Here is a 24,109-nt window from a genome sequence, read left to right on the forward strand (position 1 = left end):
AACCGTGCCTGTTAAAGTTAAAATCTGTGGTGTGTGTAGCCTTGAGGATGCTTCGGCGTGTGTTGATGCCGGTGCCGATTTTTTGGGTCTAAATTTTTGGCGGCAAGGCAAGCGTTACTGCAGCCCTGAAACAGCCAAACGCATTGTCAAAGAGCTTGGATCCAAAGTGGAGATTGTCGGTGTATTTGTCGATGAGGCTTTCCAAGACATTGCAGTGATGCGCCGTGATTTAGGTTTCGATTGGGTGCAATTGCACGGCCATGAAAGCCCACAGCTACTCGAGGCGCTGCTTCCAAAAGCCTACAAAGCCTTGAGGGTGCAAGATAAATCGATTTTGCAAACACATGAGGCTTTTGCGGGAGACTATCTTTTACTTGATGCCTATACGCCCGACGTGCCAGGTGGCGGTGGCGTGCAGTTTGATTGGTCGCTTGCTAGGGAAGTTGCCAAACAGCGAAATATCATGCTTGCAGGTGGGCTTCGTTTGGACAATGTGGCCCAAGCTGTCCGCGCTGCAAAGCCCTTTGCTGTGGATGTAGCCAGCGGGGTGGAGTATGCGGCTGGTAAAAAGGACATAGAACTAGTAAAGGCTTTTGTGACCGAGGCGAAGAAGGCAAATGACTGAACTGCAACAAACAAAAGCAGGACGTTTTGGCGTGTATGGTGGGCAATATGTTGCTGAAACACTCATGCCTGCCCTGCGAGAACTAGAGCTTGCATATCGAGAAGCGCGCGCCGATCCAGTCTTTGAAAAAGAGCGTTTAGACTTGCTTTGCCACTATGTGGGTAGACCCACCGCGCTCTACCACGCTAAAAATCTTTCTAAAGCATGCAATCTTGATGTTTGGCTCAAACGCGAAGACTTGTGTCATACGGGTGCACACAAAATAAACAACACGGTCGGTCAAGTACTGCTGGCAAAACGCATGGGCAAAACACGCATCATTGCCGAGACTGGTGCAGGGCAGCATGGAGTGGCTACGGCTACGGCCTGTGCACTTTTGGGCTTGCCTTGCGAAGTCTTTATGGGCGCAGAAGACGTGCGCCGGCAAGCGCCCAATGTTTCGCGCATGGAGTTGCTTGGCGCAAAAGTTCATGCGGTCAAAAGTGGCTCGCGTACGCTTAAAGATGCGATGAATGAAGCGTTGCGCGATTGGGTAAGCCATGTGCAGAACACTTATTACTGTGTGGGTTCTGCGGCAGGACCGCATCCGTATCCCGAGCTTGTGCGCGATTTTCAAAAAGTGATTGGCGAAGAAGCGCGCGAGCAGATGTTAAAGCAAGTTGGAGCTTTGCCCGATGCGGCCGTGGCCTGTGTGGGTGGCGGCTCTAACGCTATTGGGATGTTTTATGGTTTCTTGGATGACAAGGACGTTAAAACTAATTGGCGTTGAAGCAGCAGGAGACGGCGTAAACACGACCCGACACGCCGCCACGCTAAGTGCTGGACGGATTGGTGTGCTTCATGGCTCAAAAAGCTATGTGCTTCAAGATGAGGCAGGGCAAATCACCGAAGCGCATTCGATAAGTGCGGGACTCGATTATCCAGGCGTGGGTCCGGAACATGCTTATCTGAAAGATACTGGCCTCGCTCAGTATGTGGCTATTACGGATACAGAAGCGTTAGAGGGCTTCAAGCTTTTGGCAAAGAGCGAGGGTATTTTAGCTGCTCTTGAAAGCAGCCATGCCATTGCCTATCTCTCTAAGCTTAGCGGCGATTTTCCTTCCGTGCGCAGCGTATGCGTGAATCTTTCCGGACGTGGCGATAAAGACTTGGCAACCGTGTTAGAGGAGCTGAAAAAATCATGAACGCCATTGCCAAAGCGTTTGACAAAGCTAAGCATGAGAATCGAGCCGCGTTGGTGATTTATCTGTGTGCAGGTGATCCGGACTTAGAAAGCACGGCTGAGTTGATTAAAGTGATTGCTGAAGCAGGCGCTGATGTCATTGAGCTTGGTGTGCCCTTTAGCGATCCCACAGCTGATGGCGAGGTCATTCAGCGCGCAAGCGAACGTGCCCTTGCCCGAGGCACTACGCTTGGTAAGATTTTTTCTCTAGTTACAGGTTTGCGATCCGAAGGGCTGCGCACACCCATCTTGCTTTTTGGCTACTACAACCCTTTGCTTGCTTTCGGCGAGAAAGAAGCTGTAGCAGCCGCTAAAAAATCCGGAGTGGATGGTTTCCTTGTGGTGGATTTGCCGCCGGATGAAGAAAACCTACTTTATAAGGAGGCCATTGCCAATGACTTGGCAGTTGTCCCCTTGGTTGCGCCGACCAGTACCGAAGAACGCAAACAAAAAGCAGCTGAACTCTGTAATTCCTTTTTGTATTACGTTTCGGTCACCGGCGTAACCGGTGCTAAGACGGCCAATTTAGCTGAAGCCGCTAAAAATGCTGCCGCCCTCGCAAAACAATATGGCAAACCCGTTGCTGTAGGCTTTGGCATCAAAACCGCTGCTGATGTAAAAGAAGTTGTCAAACACGCTGATGCTGTTGTTGTCGGAAGTGCTATTGTTTCTGTCATAGAAACACATACCGACAAGGTAGAACGCTGCAGCAAAGTCAGTGCGCTGATTAAAGAACTGCGCAACGGACTAGCCTAAAAACAGGCTTCTACCTGTCGGCTCTGGCACGAACAGAGCGTCAACGATCGCAATTGTTAGATTTTTCGAATAAAAACAAATGCTTACGTGATGGGCCGGATTGATGTCTTTGTTGCTTTTAGGGTTGCTTTGTTAGCAAAGCGTACTAGGTGAATTGATATGCTTAAGGTGGTGAAGGTATGAAAAAAAGAATTGGGTTGGCATTGTATCTATTCACTGGTTTGACGAGTGCATGTTTGCTGAGTTGTAGCGCTAACAGTGCTGAAGATAATCTACAATCCGTAACGCAAGGCGTTGAAGGCTTGTGTCCGGTTGACGACTACCAGAGCGGCGTGGTGCGTATCGAGAGTTTTCATGATGTAAATGGGGAAGGTCGTTGTACGGGCACGTTGATTGATTCACGGCACGTGCTAACTGCGGAGCGCTGTACCTACAACAAAAAAGAATATCTGGATCGCGAAGATCTATATGTCGTTTGGTCGCGGAAACACGACTGGGAAAGTGATCATTTTGCCTATGTTCAAGATATTTGGCGTTCAACATCAGACGATGCTAGCGGGCTTGCCCTACTTACTTTGGATCGCGAAGTAAGTCCGGCGACCGCGCAGAGTATACCGCTCTCCAACGTATCGATGGACAATTTAGCATTCGACGCAACACTTGAAATCGTAGGATTCGGAAAGCATCACGAAGACACCTACCCTTGGAAGGCAACTCAGTGTGTGCTGCCAACGACGCGCGATGACTTTAGCGCGGATGACACTTATTTCTTAGCTGCCCGTGCCTGTAGTCAGGGTGATGTGGGTGCAGCTGTGTTGTATCAAGGAGCACTTTTGGGTGTGGTTAACAATGAGTTCATGAACAGAGGTGCGTGCATGCAGGCGCAGTTTTTGAGTGTGGCTGACTTTTCATTAACTATTCAAGACGGGCTGGAGCAAAGCTCTGTGTTTAGCTGCCACGATCTTAGCGTTCCCATCGATCCATATGATAATCAAAGCGAGAACAATAACCTCGATAGCGCCACTGTTCTTGCTGACCTCGATCAGAATAATTGGCAAAGTTTGCAAGCCAGTCTTGATGCTTCCACGGATGCGGATTGGTATGTCTTGAGGCTAAACGATACGTTGGCGCTCGATTTGCTGGTTCCGGAAGTAGCACTGAGTTCTGAGACGACGGATGAAAAAGGAGCAACTTTCGAAGTATGCAGCTTTTTTGTAAAAGATGGAGAAACGGAGTCCGCTGGACGTTGCGAGCAACCGGAGCTCGAACGCGACATTCAAGGTCATCGTGCATGTTGCGGCAGACGAAATCGCTCGGATTCTATTGAGCGTCTTCGAATATTTGGCGTTCATAGCATCGGCGATGACAGCGGAACGCTGTATATCCGCGTAAGAAGCGTTGAGGGTAGCGATAGTTGCGGAAGTTATCGCTTAAGCTTTGGCGATAAATAATCCCTTGGGCTGCAATGCGGTGCAGGATTGCAGCGATACTGTGCAAGATTTTTTCAGCCTTGCTTGTCCATGTCGGGTAAGACGCGGCCTTGGTTGATCAGGGTGGAAACCGAGTGGTAGGGCATTTTGCCGACGTGAAGACGGATGTCAGTGACGATACCGGGACCCATGTGCTGTCTGGCTGAAGCAAGGAGTTCATCGCGCAGATAGTGAAGATCGTTGGCGAGGGCAGAGTTTTGGGTGTGAACAGTCAGCACTCCCTTTTGTAAGCGTACTGGCCAGGCGAATTCGTTGACCCGTTCCGGGACTTTGTAGATCCACCATCGGAGCACCCTAGGATCAGGCAAGCCCTTGGGTCCAAACTTGCTTTTGGCAATTAGCTCACCCAAAAAGGAGCCATTTTGGTAGTTACGTCGTGCTCGAGCCATGCTCTGTTCTAGCATATTGTAAAAAAAAGACTGTCCGGCAGAACGCAGAATTGGGCTTTTGGCCGAAAACTGCAAAATTGCCAAACTTGACAGAATAGGCAGTTTTTTGTTTTATCCATGCCAGGAGTGGCAAGTTATGGTAGCAAAAAACGTCATCGCGAATAATCTAAGAACACTTCGCAAGGTTCGTGGGCTAACCCAACCGGAGCTTGCGGGTATCGTCAATATGTCTCCACGTACAGTGGCACGCCTCGAAGCTGGCCAAGTCTCCGACCCTGGGATCAACCAGGTTCGCAGCCTTGCTCAAGCCCTGGGTGTGACTGTGGATTTGCTTAGCGGAGCAAAGCTCACACCGGTGACCGTGGCAGCACCTGAGCGTCTGAAAAAAGTGCTCGAAGGTCCACAAGGTCTTGAGTTGCTTACGGAGCTTGCAGACTACGACCGTGTTAGAGGTCGCAAAGCCGTGGTCTCTGCCCTAAAAGAAGCCGCCGGCAACCTCGAGTAGTTGTTAGGCTGAGTTTATTCCAAATACTCAGGTTAACCTATTGCAAAGGTAGCATTCCAAAGCTTTGAAAGACTTGGCGCGCTGCCTTGATAACTCTGCACAAGCAGAGTTATCAAGGCAGCCGCTTAAATTATCCACCATCAGATGTAACTTCGCCAACGGTATGTTTTCTGCATCGAGTTACGAATCACTGATGGTAAATCGTGGGTACAATTCCGAAGATGTTTTGTTTTAAGCTTCGAAGACAATAGCTTGAGCGCACGCGGAGCTATTGTCTTCGAGCGCCTTAGCGTAATAGAGAATCACAAAGAAGCTTCGTAAAGCGAAGCCATGTCATCAATCGTGCAGCTTCGCGGATTCGAACGATGGCAGCTGTCGACAAACGCAAGCTGAGCCAACTCTGGAATATCCGCCTCATCAATATCAACTGAGTTAAGACCTTCAGGTAAACCCACTGATTTTCTCAACTTGCGAATCGCGCCGGAGCATTCAAAGGCCAGGGTCTCCTCGTTGTCACCACGTGCACCCAAAAGCGTAGCAAGTCGTGCGATGCGGCCAGCAATGGCTTTGCGATTGAAGTCGAGGACAGCAGGAAGACATAGCGCATTGGCTAGGCCGTGATGCAGGTCGTATTTTGCCGAAAGTGGGTGAGCGAGCGAATGACATGCCCCAAGGCCTTTTTGAAAAGCCACCGCGCCCATCATGGACGCTTTGAGCATCGCGCCGCGTGCTTCAAGGTCATCACCGTTTTCAACGGCTTTCTCCAAGTTGGCGGCAATGAGCTCGATGGCTGCAAGGGCGATGCCGTTGGCCATGGGGTGATCGCCTTTGGAGCAATAGGCCTCGATATTGTGAGTCAGTGCATCAAAACCGGTGGCTGCTGTAGTGTTTGCAGGCATGGTGGCAGTTAGTTTGGGGTCGAGTATAGCTACATCGGGGATGAGTCTTGGCGAAAAGAAGACAGTCTTGCTGCCTGTTGATGCCAGAGTAGCCACTGCGCTGCGTCCCACTTCGCTGCCTGTTCCAGCCGTTGTGGGGATGGCAATCATGGGGGCCATGCTTTCAGTAATACGTTCTTCGCCACCTTTAGCATCATCGTAGTCTTCCAGGGGGCCGGTGTGCGCTGCGCAAAGACGGACGAGCTTGGCAACATCGATGGCGCTACCGCCTCCGACTGCAACGACGATGTCTGCTTTTGCAGCAACAAAGGCTTCTGTTGCTTTTCGGACTTCGCTTTCTTTGGGATTGCTGCTGATGGCATCAAAGGTGCCATAGGAGATTTCGGCGAGTTTCAGGGCTTTGCCGGCTTCGTCTGTGAGGCCTGCGGCAACGACACCCGGATCGCTCACGATCAAGGCATGCTTAGCACCGAGACGTTTGGCTTCTCGCCTAAATCCTCGACGCAGCCTTCACCAAAAAGCACCTTGGTAGGAAAATTCCAGACGACAACGCTCATGCGCGAAGCCTCCGCTTTTCAAACCGACACGTCAACTCAAAAGCATCAAAATCCAGCAAAACAATAAAAATACATTTTCTGGCTAAAATCACGATTTTAAATCGATTCAAAATAGCGCTCGAGTTCCCACTGGCTGACGGAAAGCTCGTATTGTCTGACTTCCCAGTCGCGGGCTCGACAGTAGTGATCGACAATTCCGAACCCAGCAGTTGGGGTGCAAGTTTGCTTTGCTTTAGGCAATGCAAAGCATCCTTGAGGCTTGATGGAAGTCTATTTTCCTCAGTGATGGCGGCGGTCGCATCACCCGTGACAGGGGGCGGAGGTGCGATTTTATTCTCTGCGCCGTGCAGTCCTGCAGCAAGCGAAGCTGCAATGGCAATGTGTGGCTGAATATCGGCGGCCGTTTGACGGTATTCACTGCGATTGCCTTTGCCTGTCGGGTCCGTGATGGCACGGATGGCGCAAGTGCGATTGTCATAGCCCCAAGAGGCTGATAGGGGTGCCCAGACTCCGGGCACATAGCGTTTGTAGCTATTTATTGTGGGTGAATAGAGCGCGGTGAATTCCTTCATCATAGCAAGTTGGCCGCCCACGTAGTACTGGCCGAGTTCGGAGAGTTGCTTTGCATCCTCAGGGTTGGCGAACAGGTTTTGTTTTCCTTCGCGATCCCACAAGCTTTGATGCAGATGACCACTTGAGCCCGGCAATTCGGGATGCCACTTTGCCATGAAGGTCACACTTAATCCGTGCTTGGCACAGACTTCTTTAAGTAGCGTTTTAAAGAGCGCGCCTTTATCGGCTGCCATAAGTGCATCGTCGTAGCGAATGGCCACTTCATAGACTCCGGGTCCTGTTTCGGTGTGCAAGCCTTCAAGGCCAATGCTGAAGTGCTCACATGCATCCATAATGTCATGCATCAGCTCGGAGTGCTGTCCTTCGCGAAGCCAAGAGTAACCAAACATACCGGGGCTTAGAGGATCGAGATCGCGAAAGCCTTTTTCATGTAGCGACTGAGGCGTTTCACGAAAAATCCAAAACTCAAATTCCGCAGAGACATAAGGGCGGTAGCCCATCGCGTTTGCTTTGCTTAGCACCTTTTTGAGCAATCCTCGTGGACAGGCCGGGAAGGCATCCCCGTTGGGCGAGTAAAAATCAACCAAGAAGGCAGCTGTGTTGGCTTCAAAAGGTAGCAGTCTAAAGCTTTCCAGATCAATTTGTGCAGCGAGAGCGGGATAGCCGGTGTGCCAGCCGGTTAGTTTGGAGTTGTCATAGAGGGTATCGGTGATGTCCCAGCCAAAGATGACATCGCAAAAGCCGAAACCGTTTTCAACGGCTGAGAAAAATTTTTCCAAGGAAATGTATTTTCCTCGCAAAATACCATCAAGGTCAAAACCGCCGACCTTAACTCGCCGGATTTGGTGTTCTTCAAAGAGATTGCGTAACTCGCTTTTGGTCATTGTTGTGTTGTCCCACGAGGATTAAATATTTACCCAGACACATTTATCGGTAGTGTAAAGGTCTAGTGCGTTTTTACCAAGCTCGCGGCCCCAGCCGCTTTGCTTGTTGCCACCAAAGGGAGCTGCGCTATCAAAGCCATTCCAACGATTGATCCAAACCACGCCAGCCTTAATCTCTTTGGCTAAACGATGGGCACGCGAGATGTCTTTCGTAAAGATAGCGCTGACCAATCCGTAGCTTGTACCATTTGCGATCTGTATTGCTGCGGCTTCATCAGCAAACTCAAGTACCGAGAGCACGGGTCCAAAAATCTCTTCCTGCGCGATGCTCATATGGCTTTTGACTTCATCGAAGATGGCGGGTCGCAGGTAGTAGCCTTTGTCAGGCATGCTGTTCTGCTTTGCTTCGCTTGTGATTAAGCGGGCCCCTTCGGTCTTGCCTTTTTCGATATACGATCGGACTTTTTCATATTGGGCTTTGGAAACAAGAGCGCCCATGTGATTGTTCGTATCAAAGGGATCCCCCACTTTCATTTGCTCGCAGCGGCTCGTCAGTTTATCGAGCAATTTGTCTTTGATAGACGATTGCACCAAAAGTCGGGTGCTGGCGCTACATACTTCCCCTTTGTTGGCAAAGCTTCCCGCCATGGCAGCTTGCACGGCGCCATCGATATCGGCATCGTCAAACACAAGCAAGGGTGATTTGCCGCCGAGCTCGAGGCTTACTTTCTTTAAATTACTTTCCGCGCTGGCCTTGAGTAGCAGACGGGCGGTGCGAATAGAGCCCGTAAACGCAATTTTATCCACGTCCATGTGTCTGCTGAGCGCTTCGCCTGCAACGGAGCCATAACCAGGAACGACGTTGAGCACGCCGTCCGGCAGCCCTGCCTCTTTGGTAATCTTAGCCAGTTCAAGTGCTGTAAGTGGCGTCCATTCGCTTGGTTTGAGTACGATGGTGCAGCCGCAAGCCAATGCTGGCGCTACTTTCCAAGCAGCCATAAGCAGCGGGTAGTTCCAGGGCACAATCTGTCCGCACACACCGACGGGCTCTTTGAGCGTGTATACAAAGTTGCCGCCATCCACAGGAATGGTCTCGCCATAAATCTTGCGAGTCCATCCGGCATAGTAACGAAACGCATCGGCGCTTGGTTCTACATCCCCAATGCCTTCACGAATTGTTTTGCCGTTGTTCAAAGTCTCGATCGTGCCAAGGCGCTCGGCGTTCTGTTCCAACAAGTCCGCAATGCGTAGCAAGATCTTTTCTCTTGCAGAAGGATTCATTCCCTTCCATGTAGAATCTTCAAACGCGCGTCGGGCGGCCTGGACTGCTAAGTTAACTTCGTTCTCGGTTGCGGCATGGACCTGGCAAAGAATCGATTCGGTGGCTGGATTGACGACATCAATGAGCTCGCCGTGATTTGGCACGTAAGCTTTACCGTCGATAAAAAGTGGTTGAGGCTGTTTGAGTTCGTCTTCAATTGCCTTGCGCATGAGAGCTAGCTTCGGTGAGCTTTCTTAGCTTGTCAAACTGATTTTTCATTCCTGTCATCGCAAGTGCCTGTTTTGCAACAGCTGTGAATCTGAAGCACGTGGGACATGTACGCATGGCCGAAATCTCAGCAATTTTTCTTTGGCACGCAAGCTGCAATCTACCTCCATCAACATCTTTTTTATTTGAGGTAAACCATGACTTCTTCACAACGTTTTGTTCATTTTTTTCTAACTTTTATTTTTACGTTAACAGTGATTTTTGCTCATTCCGTACTTGTGAGTGCACAGGATGCTAGCCGTGAAACAAGTGATTCATTTCAGCTTCAGCGCAAATCCGAGCCGCCTCAAAAGCAGACACATCTCGCACCCGAACTTCTTGGTAGCCTGGCTGGCGGTGTTTTAGGAGCAGCTGTGGTCGGCGGAATCGCCGCAGGACTCTATGTAGCGAACTGCGATCGAAGTTCTCACGACGAAATTAGCTGCGATGGCCGAGCAACGATTCTCGCAGCTTTTGTTACACCTCTGGGATTTGTGGCTCTTGCGCCACTTGGGGGCTATATCGGAGGGCGAGCGGCTCAGGGCACAGGAAAACTTGGTTATGCCTATCTCGGTGAGCTTGTTGGTTTGCTCGTAGGCTCGATTCCTTTAATTTTTGCTGCCGCGATGCACTCCGATGCGCTTGCATACACCGGAGCGATTACAACAACCTTGGGTGCCATCATTGGTCCTGTCGTTGGCTTTGAACTTTCGCAAGACAATCCACAAACGAAAGACCAGCCGAAAGTGACAGCAGGGCTAGCTCCAGCGTCAAAGGGATTGGGGGCTCAGGCTATGATGCGCGTCGCTTTTTGAGCAACTTTGGGTATCAACGACCGATAAGCAGGTATGAAAATGCCATTTAGTTTCAAGGTGCTCAAAACGTTTGCTCTTAGCGCCGCACTTGGTGGTGCAGCAGTTTACGGGATTTCAGAAGTAGGACCCGAGATTGCCCAAGCCAAACAAACTCTACTGCGACATGTTGATTCGGCGAATGCGAGTTCAGAATTTTTCGGGCCTGTTTTCCGCTCTTCGTTCCTTGATTCAAGCCATTCCGGAACCCAAAGACATCGAAAAAATCGAGCAGCGCATCCAGGTCGGCCAAAGCCAAGAAAAACAAACAGTGACAACAAAAGTAGCCACTGAGCAGTGAAATACTGGGGATAATAGCTCCCCCAATATGAGAGTTTTAGTTAAAAACACGAGCAATTTCAGACGGCAACTGCTGGCACAGTTTATGCTTGTAAGTTAAGGATGCAACTTATTCTCAAGGATGGATCAATGAAAAAAAACATTGCTTGGCTTATGAAAAGCAGTCTGTTGACGCTCTTAGTTCTTTCGGCATGTGGCTATGAAGGCGCTTCTGATCTCGATGAGCTTCAGGGAGCTTCAGGTAAAAATGATCTTGTTGAGCTGAGTCTGTGGGCTGTCGAGTGGAGTAACAGAGTAATTCATAATCCATCGGGAACTCAGAGTGAGAACCTCGAGAGCAGCAACGAATTTTGGACTATTGCTACCGAGCAGAGCGAAAATGGACCTGTACGTACAGCACATTATTGTGTTTTACATGACGATGAAACTATCACGTGCGATGATTCGATCGCCGTTGTCATTCCGACTGCAAGCGATGGAATTTACTTCATGACTGAGCGCTTTCCTTTTGCAAACGCTGAAGGTGCGGAATGGCGAGACAGTTTCATCCTCTATGAAACAGGCACCTCTGACGACGGTACACCATTCATGAGTGGTACTGCTTCAGAGGCGCAGTGGTTGGATGGAGAGCCTTACGCAAAGATTACCGCAGATTGTGTTTGGCAGAAAGTTGCCGAGCAAGTTTATTCAACATCTTCATCAGCAGAAGGAACCATGGTTACATTCCGAAGGGATATGACCGAGGGTTTAGAGTTAATTTCAAACATATCCGCTAGCAAACATTTAATTCCTTAAGCGCTGTGCGTTAGTGTTCGTTTAAGAAAATCCTGAGCCATTCGGCTTGTTCTTTGCTCTGCTACCTGCGTTGCCATTCCTTGAATTATCAAGGGATAGTCCTGCGTCATGGCGCCTTGGCATTAGAGCAAAGCCCGGCGCCTCGGTGGCTCAGGACTTTCTTAAACGAACACTAGTTTTGCTTGTTTGCTGAGCGTTCGAGCGGAGGCTACACGCAACAGAGCATTTTGAAAGGCCCAGCGCATGTGCTCAGGGATGTTTTCGAGCCAACGAATTTCGCCATGTTCTGAAACGGCAATAACTTTTCCGTCTTTGAATAGAATGCGGTTTTTAGCTGAAGCTGTTAGGCGGGATTCGTGATCGACGATGCCCAGCAAGTTAACCGGATCGGCGGCGCTCAGTGAAATAAGCCCGCTGCTTGGCGCTTCACGTTTGACCTTGCGTAAACTGACGACAGCTTCAGGGAGTGCATATTGTTCACCAGAAAAACCAGAAACAAAACGACCGCCGCGAATCTCGCCGCGTGCTTCCATGCGGCGCAAAGCGTAGAGAAGTTCTCGCCAGGGTAGTATGTTGCTTTCGCGAGCAAGCAGGGCTCTGAAGATGATTCCATAGCGGAGCAATAGTGTTTTGGCTTGTGAGATGGCCAGGTTGTTTGTCTCTTGTTGGGATCGATGAATCAACGACCAGCGTCCTGCATTTTGCATGCTGGTGGCAAAGTCGGTGCCCTTGCTTTTTCGCGTCGCTGCATCGCGTTTGATTTGCGGTAGTAATAAAGCGCGTAAGCCTGAAAAACTATCGGCATGTACAAGCCCAAGGGAGCTTAGTTCACTTAGGGCGTTTTCAAGCTGACTTGAAAGCAGCCCGGTGATCTCCAAAAGCTGCTCGAAAAAGTTTGCGCCATGATCTTGCAGGGCTTGCAGCAGCTGTTTGGCCTCATGGCTTAGTGTTTCGCTTTGCTCAGGGGAGCTGAGCCAGTCTTGGAGATTGCTCCGCAAGCACAGTGCCATAGGCGTGCTGCGAATCGGGCCTTGCTTGGTTTTGTTTGCGGCTTTTGAAGGCGCAAGCCGAGCCCAAGCTATTTTTCCGCTTAGACAAAGCTGATCGATCCAACTTGGATCATAGCGTTCAAGTCGTGCCGGAAGTACATCGTTTTCCCAAGCGCTCGCAGCGACGGAAAATCCCTGAAGCTGCTCGACAATTGCAGAAAGTCCGGCCGGGCCTTGAAGCCCAGTTCCCGGACACACATGCTGCCAGTGCAAAAGAAAATGCATGAAATCAGCTTTGCTGACGGGTTTGATTTCTTTGCGCAATCGCTCGATGCTGCCGTGTTGAATGCGTGCAAGCAGGCGTCGATCGCACCATTGCAGAGCTGCGACGTTTGGCTCAAAGCTTCCGCGCATGGCAAAGCCTTCGGCCTCAAGCGCCAGCAAAGCTTGCTCAACCTGTTCAAGTGCGATGCCGCTTAGCTCGTGCAGATGCTGAGCGTCAGTAGGTCCCATTGCTTCAAGTCGTGAACGGATGATTTCTTTGCAGGCTTGCTCGCGGTCGACTGATTCCTGTTCGGTGGCTGTGATCATTGGGCTAAGCGTTAAGTCTGGATCCAAGGTGCGCCAGTGGTGCATGCGCTCTGCTGCAACCCAAAGCTCCTGGCCGCAACGATCCACTCGGGTGGCGCGCTTGTCTTTGATGAGTGCTTCAAAAAATTCTTCGACCTTTTGACCTTCTTGACTGGTCCAAAAAGCACATAGGACCAGGGCATCGTGCAGCTCATCGGCGTTTCGAGCCTCGGGCCAGGCCTGTTCTTTAACCCGGGCAATCACGGAAGGATCAAGTGCGCCAAGCGATGCGGCGTCTTCCGGTGCGATGAACCGTCGTGAAGAAATAGCGCGTGTACGTCGCTCTTCCAGAGGCGTGTCATCCAAAAAGGCATAGGGACGTGCTCCGAGAATCTCTTGCGCCAGCGGTGAAGGCTCCGAGAGATCACGGCCGATGCACTGGACTTTGTTTTGCGCGACCTGCTCGAGCAGCGCTTCAAGCCCTTCAATGTCCATGGCCTCGGTCAAACAATCGTGGATGGTTTGCTGAACCAGTGGGTGATCGGGAATCTCACGATCGCCTGCAATGTTTTCAAGGCAAGCGAGCTGATCCGGAAAACACACAGCAATCAAGTCTTCGGCGGCAATGCGTTGCAGTTGCGGCGGGACTTTTTTGCCACCGCGAAAGCGCAACACCGCAAGCGCGCGCGATGCATTCCAGCGCCAACGGGTTTCAAACATCGGCGCATCGAGCATGGCTTGAATAAGAATCTGTCTTACGCTTTGGCTTTTAAGAAAGGCAAAGACATCTTCAAGCGGAAAACTGTGGGTGGGGCCCAAGGAGAGAATAATCGCATCGTCGGTCGCTGCAGCTTGAAGCTCAAAGTTGAAAGAACGGCAAAAGCGTTTGCGCAACGCAAGGCCCCAAGCGCGGTTGATGCGATCGCCAAAGCTTGAGTGAATGACAAAATGTTGATTGCCGGCTTCATCGAAAAAACGTTCGGCCACAATAGCCTGTTGGCTGGGTAAGGTGCCAAGCGCCAGCATGGCGCTGTGCAAATAGTCCACAAGTTGTCTAGCTGCGCTGTGCTCTAGTCCGACCTCGTCTTGAACAAAAGCCAGTGCTTTGCTTAGGCCATCCGCAGGGTGGGCTTTGAGGCGCTCTTCGATCTGCTCTCTTAGCCGTGATACAGCAAAGGAAAGCTCTTTGCTTCGTCCCGGGGCTTCGCCAAACCAAAAGGGGATGTTCGGAGGCTGTCCGGCGGCATCGATCACTCGAAGTTTGCTGTTTTCAATGCGCACGATTTGCCAAGAGCAGTTGCCCAGCTGAAAAATATTGCCCGGCAGACTCTCAATCGCAAAGTCTTCGTTGACGGTGCCGACGACGGTATCGGTGGGCTCAAGTACGACATCGTAATCAGCATTGTCCGGAATGGCGCCGCCACAGGTCATCGCCGTGAGGCGGGTGGCGGGTCGCGCTCGCAGGATGCGGTTAACAGCGTCGTGATGAATGAGCGCAGCACGCCTGCCGCGGCGCGTGCTAAAGCCGCGAGCAAGCATCGTGACGACTTCATCAAAGGTGCTTTTTTCTAGATTGCAAAAACTAAAGCTTTGCTTGATCACATCAAAGAGCTCATCTTGCGACCATTCTTCAGCTGCTACGGCGGCACAAATTTGTTGAGCAAGAATATCAAGCGGAGCTTGCGGTATTTTCAATACATCAAGTTCCTGACGGCGAACAGCGTCAAGCAATGCTGCGCACTCCACAAGCTCATCGCGACTTAGTGGAAAGAGCCTGCCTTTGGGTGTGCCTTTAAGGTTATGGCCAGAGCGACCAATGCGCTGCAAAAGAGCAGAGATGCTGCGAGGGGATCCAATCTGGCAGACCAAATCGATGTCGCCAATGTCAATGCCCAGTTCAAGTGAAGCGGTAGCCACCAAGGCTTTGAGTTTGCCTTGCTTGAGTCTTTGCTCGGCATCGTAGCGTAGTTCTTTGGAGAGACTGCCATGATGCGCGGTGACTTGATCTTCACCAAGGCGTTCACTTAGCGCGCGGCTCATGCGTTCGGCTAACCTGCGCGTATTAACAAAAACCAAGGTCGTGTGGTGCTCGAGAATTAAGCTTGTGAGCCTGTCGTAGACTTCACCCCAGATTTCACCGGACATAACGGCTTCAAGAGGGGAGGCTGGAAGCTCGATGTTTAAGTCACGCTTTCGGTTATGTCCTGCATTGATAATCTGACAGCTTCGTTTTTCTCCGACTAAAAACTGCGCGACCTTATCAATCGGTTTTTGCGTGGCTGAAAGACCGATGCGCAAGAGCGGCTCATCGCACAAGTGCTCGAGGCGCTCCAAAGACAAAGCCAGGTGGCTGCCGCGTTTATCGGGTACGAGTGCGTGGATTTCATCGACGATCACGCTGCGCACGGTGCGCAAGATGGCGCGTCCTTTTTCGGAAGTGAGCAAGATATAGAGCGACTCCGGTGTGGTGACCAAAATATGCGGTGGTTTTTTGAGCATGGCTGCGCGTTGGGATGGCGTGGTATCGCCTGTGCGCACAGCCGTGCGAATTGGCGGGGCCGGCAAGCCCATGCTCTGAAGCGCCTGGGCAATGCCTTTAAGCGGAATATCGAGATTTTGCTCAATGTCGTTACTTAGGGCTTTAAGCGGAGATAGATACAAGACAGTTGTGGCATCTTTTATGGTATTTTCATGACAAAACTGTCTTGTTAAGCCATCAATTGATGCCAAAAACGCCGCAAGGGTTTTACCTTGGCCGGTGGGCGCGGCAATTAGCGTGTGCTTGCCTTCCTTAATAGAGCGCCAGCCAAGCCGTTGGGCCTCGGTGGGCTCACCGAGCTCCTCTAAAAACCACTGCTTAACCGCAGGGTGAAAGAGCTCAAGGCCTTCTGCATCCATCATGGGGACCATCCCCAAAGTGCTAGCAGCAAACAAAGCGCCTGTACAGTTGTTCACCAAGCAGAATCATCAACCTCAATTTGCCAGCAGCCACCCCGCGAGCAAAGCGAGCCCGCAGGGGAGGGAGCCGACGCGCGAAGCGCGTTCGGGAGGGGATTCGCGTGAATCCCCTCTTTGGAGCGCTGCTGTGCAGCGGTACAAACAGTAAAAGCTAACAACCTAAAACAAATAATACAGCTGCATACCGATGGGGATGGCGTAGATGCTGCGATCGACGTTTGCCGTGCTGCTTAGGTTATTGCTATTAAGATTGAAAAAAGGAAAGTCGGCACGAAAGGCGAGGCCAAGTCGTGAATCGTGCAGTCGCAATGCTTCAACGCCGATTTCAACACCGGCACCGAGTCCACCATTTTCGTAGTTTGTGCCCGCAGTATCAATCTCCAAGGCATAGAGATTCATGTTTGCGCCGATGAAGGGTGAGATATTGCCGGGCAATACAAAGAAGCGACCTCCCACGCCAAAACTAGCAAGAAGCATGTCGCCTCCCATAAATCGTGCTTGTCCTCCGATGGAAAAGCGAGGCCCCTGATGTTGTAGGGTCAAATCAAGACCGTAGCTGGTATCGTTGCTTCCCTCGCCAATATTTATCGCGCCGTCGATTCCCAGGCCCCAGAAAAACTGCGAGCTAATCGAGCGCTGGCTTTCGGTTTCAAGTTCAACGAGATTGTCTACCTGTTGAGTTTCTTCGATGCTTTCGTGTTTGAGCAGAGCACGAACCAAGCGGTTCACTGCTCTAGGAAATTCTTCAATGCGAGCGAGTTCGATACGACGAGAATCGACAACGGTGCCAGCGGGTTTTTCATAGCTAAGTTTTGCGATGATCAACGAGCCGAGTCGATCCATTTCGATTCGGTAGACTTTGTCGCTTTCGATGGCAGAAAAGTAAGGGCCTTGGACCGCAACACCTTGTTCTCGGATTTCAGAGCACAGCAGATTAGCTGCGCTTTGAGCGTCTGGTTCGGGGATGCCAAAATGATTGCCCAGCAAACAGGCGGAGCCACTAACATGCTCAACCGCCGGCGTTTGTGCTTCGGGCTCCGCGGGCACAACTTTTGGCGTTTGGATCGTCTCGTTTGTTTTATTCGTGGTTGAGGCGTTGTTTGCTGGCACATCTTCTGGCAGGGCTTGCTGCGCGAAGACAGGCAGGCTGATGAACCATCCAGCAAGGACTAAGTATGGCAGTGGAAATTTCAAAACAAGGGTCTTATTCAATGGCATATATTCCAAGTATGCAATGATCGTGCCACAGGCCAACGACCGTTTTTTTTTCTGAAAATCGTTTCGGCGCTTATTGGAGTGTGACAAATCTTTCACACTAAGGCGAAAAACCGTGAATAAAAAACAACAGGTCCAACCGACACTAGGACACACGACTTCTGGATAGTGAGTGTCCCCTTTACCGCGTAGTTTTTGGTGTCCAGCGACCGAGCCATTCTTTTCCAACGCGAGCGGGGTGCGAGTGCTCGACTGGCTCTAAAAGGGAGACTTGAAAATAGGAACTCAGCAGCGTTTTGATTAGCTCAGGGTCTAAAGGAAAGGGTGGCCCCTGATCTTTGGGACCCGAGGTGACGGGGAAGAGCAAAGTAATCAGTTCGCCCTTTGGGCTGAGCAGCTCTTTCATTTTTTTGGCCCACGCCTGCCTTTGCTCAGGTTGGATGGCACATAAAAAGGTGTAGTCCCAAATTAGATCAAAGGGGCTTTCGCTATGAAAGCTAAAAAAATCGTGCACTATCACGGAGGCCTGCTCGGATGGAAGGTTTCGTTCAAGGCGCTTTGCTTCAAATATCTTTTTTGCGGTTGGCGCTACTTCAAGTCCGATTGCTCTGCGTTTTTCTGAAGCAAGTTCAAAAACATCATAGCCACTACCACAGCCGGGTACTAAGGCACGGCCTTCAGGAAGCGTGCCACTTTTGACAAGTTCCTTTAGGGTGGGAGATGCATCGCCTGCATCCCAAGGTGTGTGGTGTTCGAGCCAGTTTGTTTCCCAAGACATGATTCTTCAGCCTTCTAGATTAACACCCATCTCTTTGAGTGCGTTTTCATCTACGATCTTTGCACCACGTTTCTTTGCTTTTTCGATTTTAGTAGCACCTACATTACTTCCAATGACCAAATAGCTCGTATCTTTTTTTACGGTGTCGTGGATTTTTCCGCCTGCTTGTTCAATGGCTTCGTGCACGACTTTCCGTGGTGATGACAAAGTCCCTGTTACGCAAAAAGACAAACCCAGGAGTGGGCCATTTTTGTTGATTCTAGAAGGTATCGTTTTTGACTTAAGTCCGGCATCGAGTAGTTTTTTTAAAGTGTCGCGTTGTTCTGTGTCAGAGAAAAATGAAGCAACGCTTGCTGCAATTTTGGGACCGATACCATGCATGCTACCAAGAGTTTGCTCAAGTTCTTGAGGACTGGCATCTAACAGCGCTTGAAGGGTTGGGTAGCTTTCTGCAATAAGTTTAGCTGCAACCCCTCCAACAAGTGGAATGCCAAGAGCAGTGAGCAATTGAGCAAAACTACGATTGGTTTTTGCATCTTCAATCGAAGCGATGAGTTTGTGTGCGCTCTTTTCGCCCATGCGTTCAAGCTTGAGAAGTTCTGCGCTTTTGATGGGCAAAACAAAGATGTCGGCGATGCTCTGGACGAGCTTGGCATCGACAAGTTGCTCCACTAACGATTTGCCAAGGCCTTCGATGTTCATGCCGGTGCGGCGGGTGAAATACCACAAGGAGGCTTTGATTTTGCCTGGACACTTTGGATTGCTGCAGCGCAGTGCTGCTTGCCCTTCAAGTCGTTCGGTCGCCGACTTGCAGACGGGACAGCTATTGGGCGCTTTGTAACGTCGAGTGCCCTTGGGACGGAGCTCTTTGTGCACAGCGAGCACTTGAGGAATGATCTCCCCTGCCTTTTCAATGGTGACTGTATCGCCGACGCGAATGTCTTTTTCCTCGATGTAATCGAGGTTGTGAAGGGAGGCGTGTGAAACGGTAGTTCCGCTGAGAGAGACGGGTGTGAGGTGCGCTACGGGGGTAAGCACGCCGGTGCGCCCGACATCGCAATGAATGGCTTCAAGCACCGTTTTCTTGTGTTCTGCCGCGAATTTATAGGCCGTGGCCCAGCGTGGAAAGCGTGCGGTGCTTCCGAGAATGTCACGAGAAGCAATGCTGTTTACTTTGATCACAACGCCGTCGGTTTCATAGGGCAATTCGTGTCTTGAGGACTCGAACTCTTCGATGTAGACGAAAACTTCGTCAATTCCAGCGCAGACGCGTTCCAAACGATGCGTCGGCAACCCAAGCGCTTCAAGTGCTTTGAGCATATCGAGATGGCTTTCAAAATAGGGCTCGACCAGATCGTATAAAAAGACACGAAGCGGTTTGTCAGCGGTCTCCTTGGGATCAAGCAAGCGCAGCCAGCCCGCCGCAGTGTTGCGAGGGTTTTTGAAAAGAGCTTCTTCTGCCGCTTTGCGTGCTTCATTGATGCTTAAGAAATCATCGATAAAAAGCAGCACTTCGCCTCTTAGACTTAGCGTGCGTTTATCTGAAATTTGCAAAGGAAGATTACGGATCGTGCGGGCATTGCGCAGAATGTCTTCGCCTATGCGTCCATCTCCTCGCGTTGAAGCTTGCACAAGCCTTCCATCTTTGTAGACGACCTCAATGCTGGCCCCGTCAATTTTAGGCTCCGCAACATAGACAATACTTTCGCTTTCCAAGATCTCGCGGGCCCGTCGATCAAATTCGCTCAGATCATCTCGGTTGAAGCAATTATCGAGCGAAAGCATCGGTGCCGTTCGTTCAATTTTCTGCACGTTTTTTGTGGGAGCAGAGCCAACGCGTTGCGTTGGTGAATCCGGGTGGACCAGCTCAGGGTACTGCTTTTCTAGAGCAACAAGCTCTCTAAAAAGGCGATCGAAGTCAGTATCCGACACGGAAGGATCGGCCAGCGTATAGTAGCGGTAGTTATGCTCCCGAATTTGTTTGCTCAACGCCAGATGGCGTAACTTAGGGTCTGATTCGTTCACTGGCACCGAGGCCGCTCCTTTGATCCGAGTTCTTCGACAAGAGAATCTTTAGATCCTTGAAGACAAATCATTGCTCGAGCTTTTTCTAGCCACGAGCGCGCCCGGAGCCGCGACGAGGATGGTACACCAGTACCGGACGAGGAGTGGCAAGGACGTAAGCCGTGGATAGGAAAAGCTCGCGCAATGCCCTTTTCATCTATAGGAAGGTTATCTTTTATTGTCACTGGCACCTTTGGCGAAGGATGATACCATCGGATGCCGTGGCACAAAGACGTATTTTTACATTGTTTGCTCCGATGGCCGTGCTCTATAGCTTGGCTCTCATTGCCTCTTTTGGCGGGATCCATGGCGCAAAATCTTTGATGTTTTCTGGATTTGCGCTGCTTTGCAGTTTGCTTCCGCTGCGCTTATCCACTCAACAGCTCCGTGGGTATCGCCGTATTTCATCGTTGTCCCTGATGAGCGCCATTGTTCTTCTTTGTTGGGTGGCGCCACCTCCGCTTGCGTGGCTAAAGGAGACCATCTTGCCCGTGGCGCTTAGCGGCATGGCCACGCTGCTCGTTGATTTGGCACTTAGCGTACCGGAGCATCCTGCCTGGGCAGGGAAAATCAAAAGCTTTCGTCTGCTCAATGTGGTTGTCGGCATAGTTGTTGCGTCGCTGTCCGTGATTGCGGCTGCTCCGGCCTTTGGTGGCCGTGCAGAGCCTTGGATGCTTTCCTCTCGTTTTTCGTATTTGTCGTGGTGGCTTTTTGCTATGGCGCTCGGCGTAGGCTTGCTGTTGCGGGTTTACCGGCAGTGGTGGAGTAGGGATGGCAAGAGCGGGTCGGCCACCTTATGGACTACCTTAGGTCTTATCGTAGGCTGGGCTGGTATCGTTGCGCTTGCTGTTTTGTTTGTGTTTGGTGAAGGGAAAGATCAAAGTTCTGCCTTCTCTTGGCTTCTGTTGGCGGTCATTGTTTTTATCAATGCATCCCATACACTTCTAGTAGAGAGCCGTTGGCGGCTAAATGCGAACAAGTCCTTACGCAAATCCTTAGCACTTGTTTTTTCTCTAGTTGTTGTAGGCCTTTTTGCAGCGTCACTTGGCTCGCGTTTTCCAACGCGACCGCTGCCCTTGTTTGCGATACTTGTTGCTCTGATGTTAAGCGCCGCGATTGTTTTTCGAGTGATTGAACGGATTGTGCAATTTGTTTTTCGGCCAGATCGTGGACGCTTGCTTGATGCAGTCGAGCGCAGTTACAAGGCCTTGATTCACAACTCGGATTCTGAGGCAGTATGTCAGAACATCCTAAGAGAATTCCGCCTCGCGAGTCGTGCTCCCAGTGCGCAGCCATGGCTTGTTGTGTTTGCGCCTGATAACGAAATGACACTGGGTGCTGCGGGCTGGCTACAAACCACTCACGGTCATCGCTTTTCTGCACTCCAGCATTACTTCTTGGATCAAATCCAAAACGATCCTGGCTCATTTGAGGAAAAGCGATTGGAGTTGACCCTTGTTGCGGCTAAACCGCCATCAAGCCATCCAGTTGTGCTTCGTTCGAAAATCCAAGCTCTTGAAGTGAGGCGCCCCGAGTTGCGTGCTGTGATCGCTGAGATTGTTGGGGTGGACGCTTTGTGCGTGATCCCTCTGGTGGAACAAGCTGAGCTGCAGGGTTTCGTGATGATTCCAAAAGGGAAGCGCAAAGCTGAACTGAGCGAAGAAGAGAGTGATGAATTGCAGGTTTTTGCAGAGGTGCTTGCCACACGGCTTTCACTGATAGCGATGCATGAACAGGTGCTTTCGCGAGCTCTTTCGGAGCGCATCCAGCGAGAAGCAAAAGAGGAGCAGCTTTTCCAACTGCAAGACGAAAAAAATCGTCTCACAGACTTGGCTCGTTTTGTGGAATACCCGTCGGAATCAAGAGTCTCGCCTTCGGCGCTCATATCCTACAGCCCCCCGATGCGTGCGCTTCAAAAACAGATTGAGGTGTTGGCTCCCTTGGACATCGCTGTGCTGATCGAGTCAGCAAGTGCAATCGAAGCAAAACAACTGGCCTTCGCGATTCACAACAAACAGCGAGCTGAAGTCGGTCCGTTTGTGTGGATCGATTGCCATGAACTTAGCCATAAAAGTAGCGACGATTTTTTCTCGACGTCTGCCGATGCCAATCATGCTGCTCTGCTTCAAACCGCACGCGGTGGAAGCTTGGTGCTCCATCAGGCTGCTGCCTTATCGGTGTCTGTTCAGCAGATGCTTGCTCGGGTATTGGCTGAAGGACAGCTTCCAAATGGGGAGCCACTGTTTACGCGTATCATGATCTCGCTGCCACCTGTGGATGATTTTGATCTTCCTATTCTGGATGAATCATTATGGAGCAGGATTGTGTCAGCACGGTGCGTCGTTCCGGCTTTACGGGATCGGAAAGAAGACCTCGAGTCACTCTTGCATTTTTACGTGCAACAAAGTGCTCTCAAGTTTGCTAAAAAGGTTCCTGTGATTGAAGGTGACGTGCTCGATTGTCTAGCGGCTTATGATTGGCCCTTCGATCTTGAAGAGTTCGAGCTGGTCGTTTCTTCAGCTATGCGACGGGTAAAAAACCGGTTTACCTCGAGTCTTCTACCACCTCACATACGTCAAGCACGCGGTCAGCACACTGAAAAGCATCCTTTTGATGGAAGCTATGCTGAACTCGAGCAGCGTATTCTTATGCATGCTTTAGCTAAGGCCAATGGGAACAAGAGCAAAGCTGCGCGCGCGCTTGGACTTAAGCGAACGACCTTTATCGATAAGCTTAGACGTTTTGAGCTTGATGAAAACGAAAAGACGCAGGCTCAAATGCCAGATCTCTTTTCATAGCAATTCATCGCAGGATCGCTCGACTGAGCTCAGGTAAGCCGAACCAAACAAGTTAACGTGCACGAGTAAAGGATAAAGCTGATACAGGGGCACGCGTTCTTCGTACCCGGGATCGAGTGGGTTGATTTCTTGGTAGGCGTCCATGCAGCGACTGGAAAAGCCGCCAAACAATTTCATCATGGCAAGGTCGATTTCAGGATGCCCTCCGTAGACCGCGGGATCAATAAGAACGGGGTCGCCTTTTTCATCGCTGATGGCATTGCCGGACCATAGATCCCCGTGCAGTCGTGCTGGCCCTCGTTCCGGTCCGCACAGGGCATCGAGCGCACCGAGAACCTCATCGAGTTTGCTTTGCACCGAAGCAGGCATAAGATTCTTTTCCTGCGCGAGCTTTATCATGGGCATCAGTCGTTCTTCGCGATAGAAGTCAATCCAAAGCAGGTGTTTCGCATTCGACTGATCGAGCGAGCCGATGTAGTTTGAACTCGTAAAACCGTAGTGCTCCGTTTTGTAAGTATGAAGCTTGGCAAGACCGTGGCCGAGTTTTTCGTCATGATCCCTGCTTGATGGACCTTGTTCGATAAACTCCAGTGCAATAAAGCCTGGAGTGCTTGCGCTTGCTTTGCTTGCCGTGAGCACTTTAGGGATACGAATCGCTTTTGCTTCATCGAGCCAAGCAAGGCCTTCAGCTTCTTTTTCGAAAAGATCATACGCGGCATGGCGTGCCGTTTTGATAAAGACGCAGCGTCCATCATCAAGTTCGGCTCGAAATGAATCTCCGATATCACCGCCGCCCAAAGGAGAGCTTTTTTTTATGGGGCTGCCAAGAGCGCTGGCTAGCGAGCTCTGTAGCTGTTTAGAGATCATAATCCTCTCGGATTTTTTCTAATAGTACTTCACAGCTTCGGAAACACATTTGGAAAACCTTCTCAAATCCGTTTGAGCCCCCATAGTAAGGGTCAGGTACGTCGAGCTCGCCTTTGGCGTGTGGATCGAACTCACGAAGCCTGTGTATTTTTTTGCGCTGCTCATCGTTTGTGGCAAGCCGCAACAGATTATCAAGGTTGCTTTGATCCATCGCTAAGATCAAGTCAAAGCGATCAAGGTCGTGTGGATGAAACTGACGGGAGACTTGGTCGATGATGACATCGTGTTCGGCGGCAGTTTGTCTTGAACGTTCATCGGCGCTCTCACCAGCGTGGTAGGCACTGGTCCCAGCGCTGTCGATGGCAATGCTCTGAGCTAAACCGGCTTCATTAACCAAGTGCTGCATAATGCCCTCGGCCGTTGGTGAGCGACAAATATTACCCAGGCATACAAAACAAAGTCGAAGCCTATGTTTTTGAGGATCTGTCATTTATGT

At 50.7% G+C, this 24,109-nt stretch carries 16 protein-coding genes and 3 pseudogenes; 9 read left to right on the forward strand and 10 right to left on the reverse strand.

Annotated features, from left to right (window positions below; genetic code table 11):
* Positions 1 to 4: 4 nt before the first annotated feature.
* From IPJ88_07150 to IPJ88_07165, 4 genes and pseudogenes are all read left to right on the forward strand, one after another.
* On the forward strand, positions 5 to 625 hold the full coding sequence (locus IPJ88_07150; protein ID QQR91494.1) for a phosphoribosylanthranilate isomerase: 621 nt from the start codon (positions 5 to 7) through the stop codon (positions 623 to 625).
* Positions 618 to 1,809 (forward strand): annotated as a pseudogene (gene trpB / locus IPJ88_07155) (tryptophan synthase subunit beta). Before IPJ88_07150 ends, trpB begins: the two are co-directional and overlap by 8 nt.
* Complete coding sequence (locus IPJ88_07160) at positions 1,806 to 2,603, forward strand: tryptophan synthase subunit alpha (GenBank protein QQR91495.1); 798 nt, start codon at positions 1,806 to 1,808, stop codon at positions 2,601 to 2,603. Before trpB ends, IPJ88_07160 begins: the two are co-directional and overlap by 4 nt.
* A 179-nt stretch (positions 2,604 to 2,782) precedes the next feature.
* Positions 2,783 to 4,054 (forward strand): trypsin-like serine protease, encoded by a 1,272-nt coding sequence (locus IPJ88_07165; GenBank protein ID QQR91496.1) that lies wholly within the window; start codon positions 2,783 to 2,785, stop codon positions 4,052 to 4,054.
* 53 nt (positions 4,055 to 4,107) lie between these two features.
* On the opposite strand, the gene IPJ88_07170 is transcribed toward IPJ88_07165, so the two are convergent.
* Positions 4,108 to 4,482, reverse strand: a complete 375-nt coding sequence (locus IPJ88_07170) for a DUF721 domain-containing protein (GenBank protein ID QQR91497.1) — start codon at positions 4,480 to 4,482, stop codon at positions 4,108 to 4,110.
* Between the two features lie 136 nt (positions 4,483 to 4,618).
* Here IPJ88_07170 and IPJ88_07175 point away from each other — a divergent pair, with 136 nt between their 5' ends.
* Positions 4,619 to 4,987, forward strand: a complete 369-nt coding sequence (locus IPJ88_07175) for a helix-turn-helix transcriptional regulator (protein QQR91498.1) — start codon at positions 4,619 to 4,621, stop codon at positions 4,985 to 4,987.
* 302 nt (positions 4,988 to 5,289) lie between these two features.
* Here IPJ88_07175 and IPJ88_07180 read toward each other — a convergent pair.
* The 3 genes and pseudogenes from IPJ88_07180 to IPJ88_07190 form a co-directional block, all read right to left on the reverse strand.
* A pseudogene (locus IPJ88_07180) lies at positions 5,290 to 6,443 on the reverse strand (iron-containing alcohol dehydrogenase).
* A 96-nt stretch (positions 6,444 to 6,539) separates the two neighbouring features.
* Positions 6,540 to 7,900: pseudogene (locus tag IPJ88_07185) on the reverse strand (glutamine synthetase).
* Positions 7,901 to 7,921: 21 nt separating this feature from the next.
* On the reverse strand, positions 7,922 to 9,391 hold the full coding sequence (locus IPJ88_07190) for an aldehyde dehydrogenase family protein (GenBank protein ID QQR91499.1): 1,470 nt from the start codon (positions 9,389 to 9,391) through the stop codon (positions 7,922 to 7,924).
* Positions 9,392 to 9,586: 195 nt separating this feature from the next.
* Here IPJ88_07190 and IPJ88_07195 point away from each other — a divergent pair, with 195 nt between their 5' ends.
* The 3 genes from IPJ88_07195 to IPJ88_07205 all read left to right on the forward strand — a co-directional run bounded on the left by IPJ88_07195 (position 9,587) and on the right by IPJ88_07205 (position 11,374).
* Positions 9,587 to 10,243 (forward strand): hypothetical protein, encoded by a 657-nt coding sequence (locus tag IPJ88_07195; GenBank protein QQR91500.1) that lies wholly within the window; start codon positions 9,587 to 9,589, stop codon positions 10,241 to 10,243.
* Positions 10,244 to 10,376: 133 nt separating this feature from the next.
* Positions 10,377 to 10,580: a hypothetical protein gene (locus tag IPJ88_07200; protein QQR91501.1), complete on the forward strand. Its 204-nt coding sequence runs from the start codon at positions 10,377 to 10,379 to the stop codon at positions 10,578 to 10,580.
* Between the two features lie 128 nt (positions 10,581 to 10,708).
* Complete coding sequence (locus tag IPJ88_07205) at positions 10,709 to 11,374, forward strand: hypothetical protein (protein QQR91502.1); 666 nt, start codon at positions 10,709 to 10,711, stop codon at positions 11,372 to 11,374.
* Positions 11,375 to 11,535: 161 nt separating this feature from the next.
* Here IPJ88_07205 and IPJ88_07210 read toward each other — a convergent pair whose 3' ends face one another.
* The 4 genes from IPJ88_07210 to ligA form a co-directional block, all read right to left on the reverse strand.
* Positions 11,536 to 15,831: a DEAD/DEAH box helicase gene (locus IPJ88_07210; protein QQR91985.1), complete on the reverse strand. Its 4,296-nt coding sequence runs from the start codon at positions 15,829 to 15,831 to the stop codon at positions 11,536 to 11,538.
* A gap of 219 nt (positions 15,832 to 16,050) precedes the next feature.
* Entirely contained in the window at positions 16,051 to 17,085 is a 1,035-nt protein-coding gene (locus tag IPJ88_07215) for a hypothetical protein (protein QQR91503.1), read from the reverse strand.
* A gap of 202 nt (positions 17,086 to 17,287) precedes the next feature.
* On the reverse strand, positions 17,288 to 17,884 hold the full coding sequence (locus IPJ88_07220; GenBank protein QQR91504.1) for a methyltransferase domain-containing protein: 597 nt from the start codon (positions 17,882 to 17,884) through the stop codon (positions 17,288 to 17,290).
* Between the two features lie 6 nt (positions 17,885 to 17,890).
* A complete protein-coding gene (ligA, locus tag IPJ88_07225; protein QQR91505.1) occupies positions 17,891 to 19,915 on the reverse strand; it encodes an NAD-dependent DNA ligase LigA in 2,025 nt (674 codons plus the stop codon).
* Between the two features lie 254 nt (positions 19,916 to 20,169).
* On the opposite strand from ligA, the gene IPJ88_07230 reads away from it, so the two are divergent.
* Positions 20,170 to 22,746, forward strand: a complete 2,577-nt coding sequence (locus IPJ88_07230; protein ID QQR91506.1) for a sigma 54-interacting transcriptional regulator — start codon at positions 20,170 to 20,172, stop codon at positions 22,744 to 22,746.
* Here the strand turns inward: IPJ88_07230 and IPJ88_07235 are convergent.
* Together IPJ88_07235 and IPJ88_07240 are read right to left on the reverse strand one after the other, a co-directional pair.
* A complete protein-coding gene (locus IPJ88_07235) occupies positions 22,741 to 23,613 on the reverse strand; it encodes a fructosamine kinase family protein (protein QQR91507.1) in 873 nt (290 codons plus the stop codon). The two genes, IPJ88_07230 and IPJ88_07235, sit on opposite strands and share 6 nt — an antisense overlap.
* Entirely contained in the window at positions 23,603 to 24,103 is a 501-nt protein-coding gene (locus IPJ88_07240; protein ID QQR91508.1) for a low molecular weight phosphotyrosine protein phosphatase, read from the reverse strand. The genes IPJ88_07235 and IPJ88_07240 overlap by 11 nt, the downstream gene beginning before the upstream one ends.
* Positions 24,104 to 24,109 lie beyond the last annotated feature (6 nt).

The sequence above is a fragment of the Myxococcales bacterium genome, from assembly GCA_016699535.1.
GTDB lineage: Bacteria > Myxococcota_A > Polyangia > Polyangiales.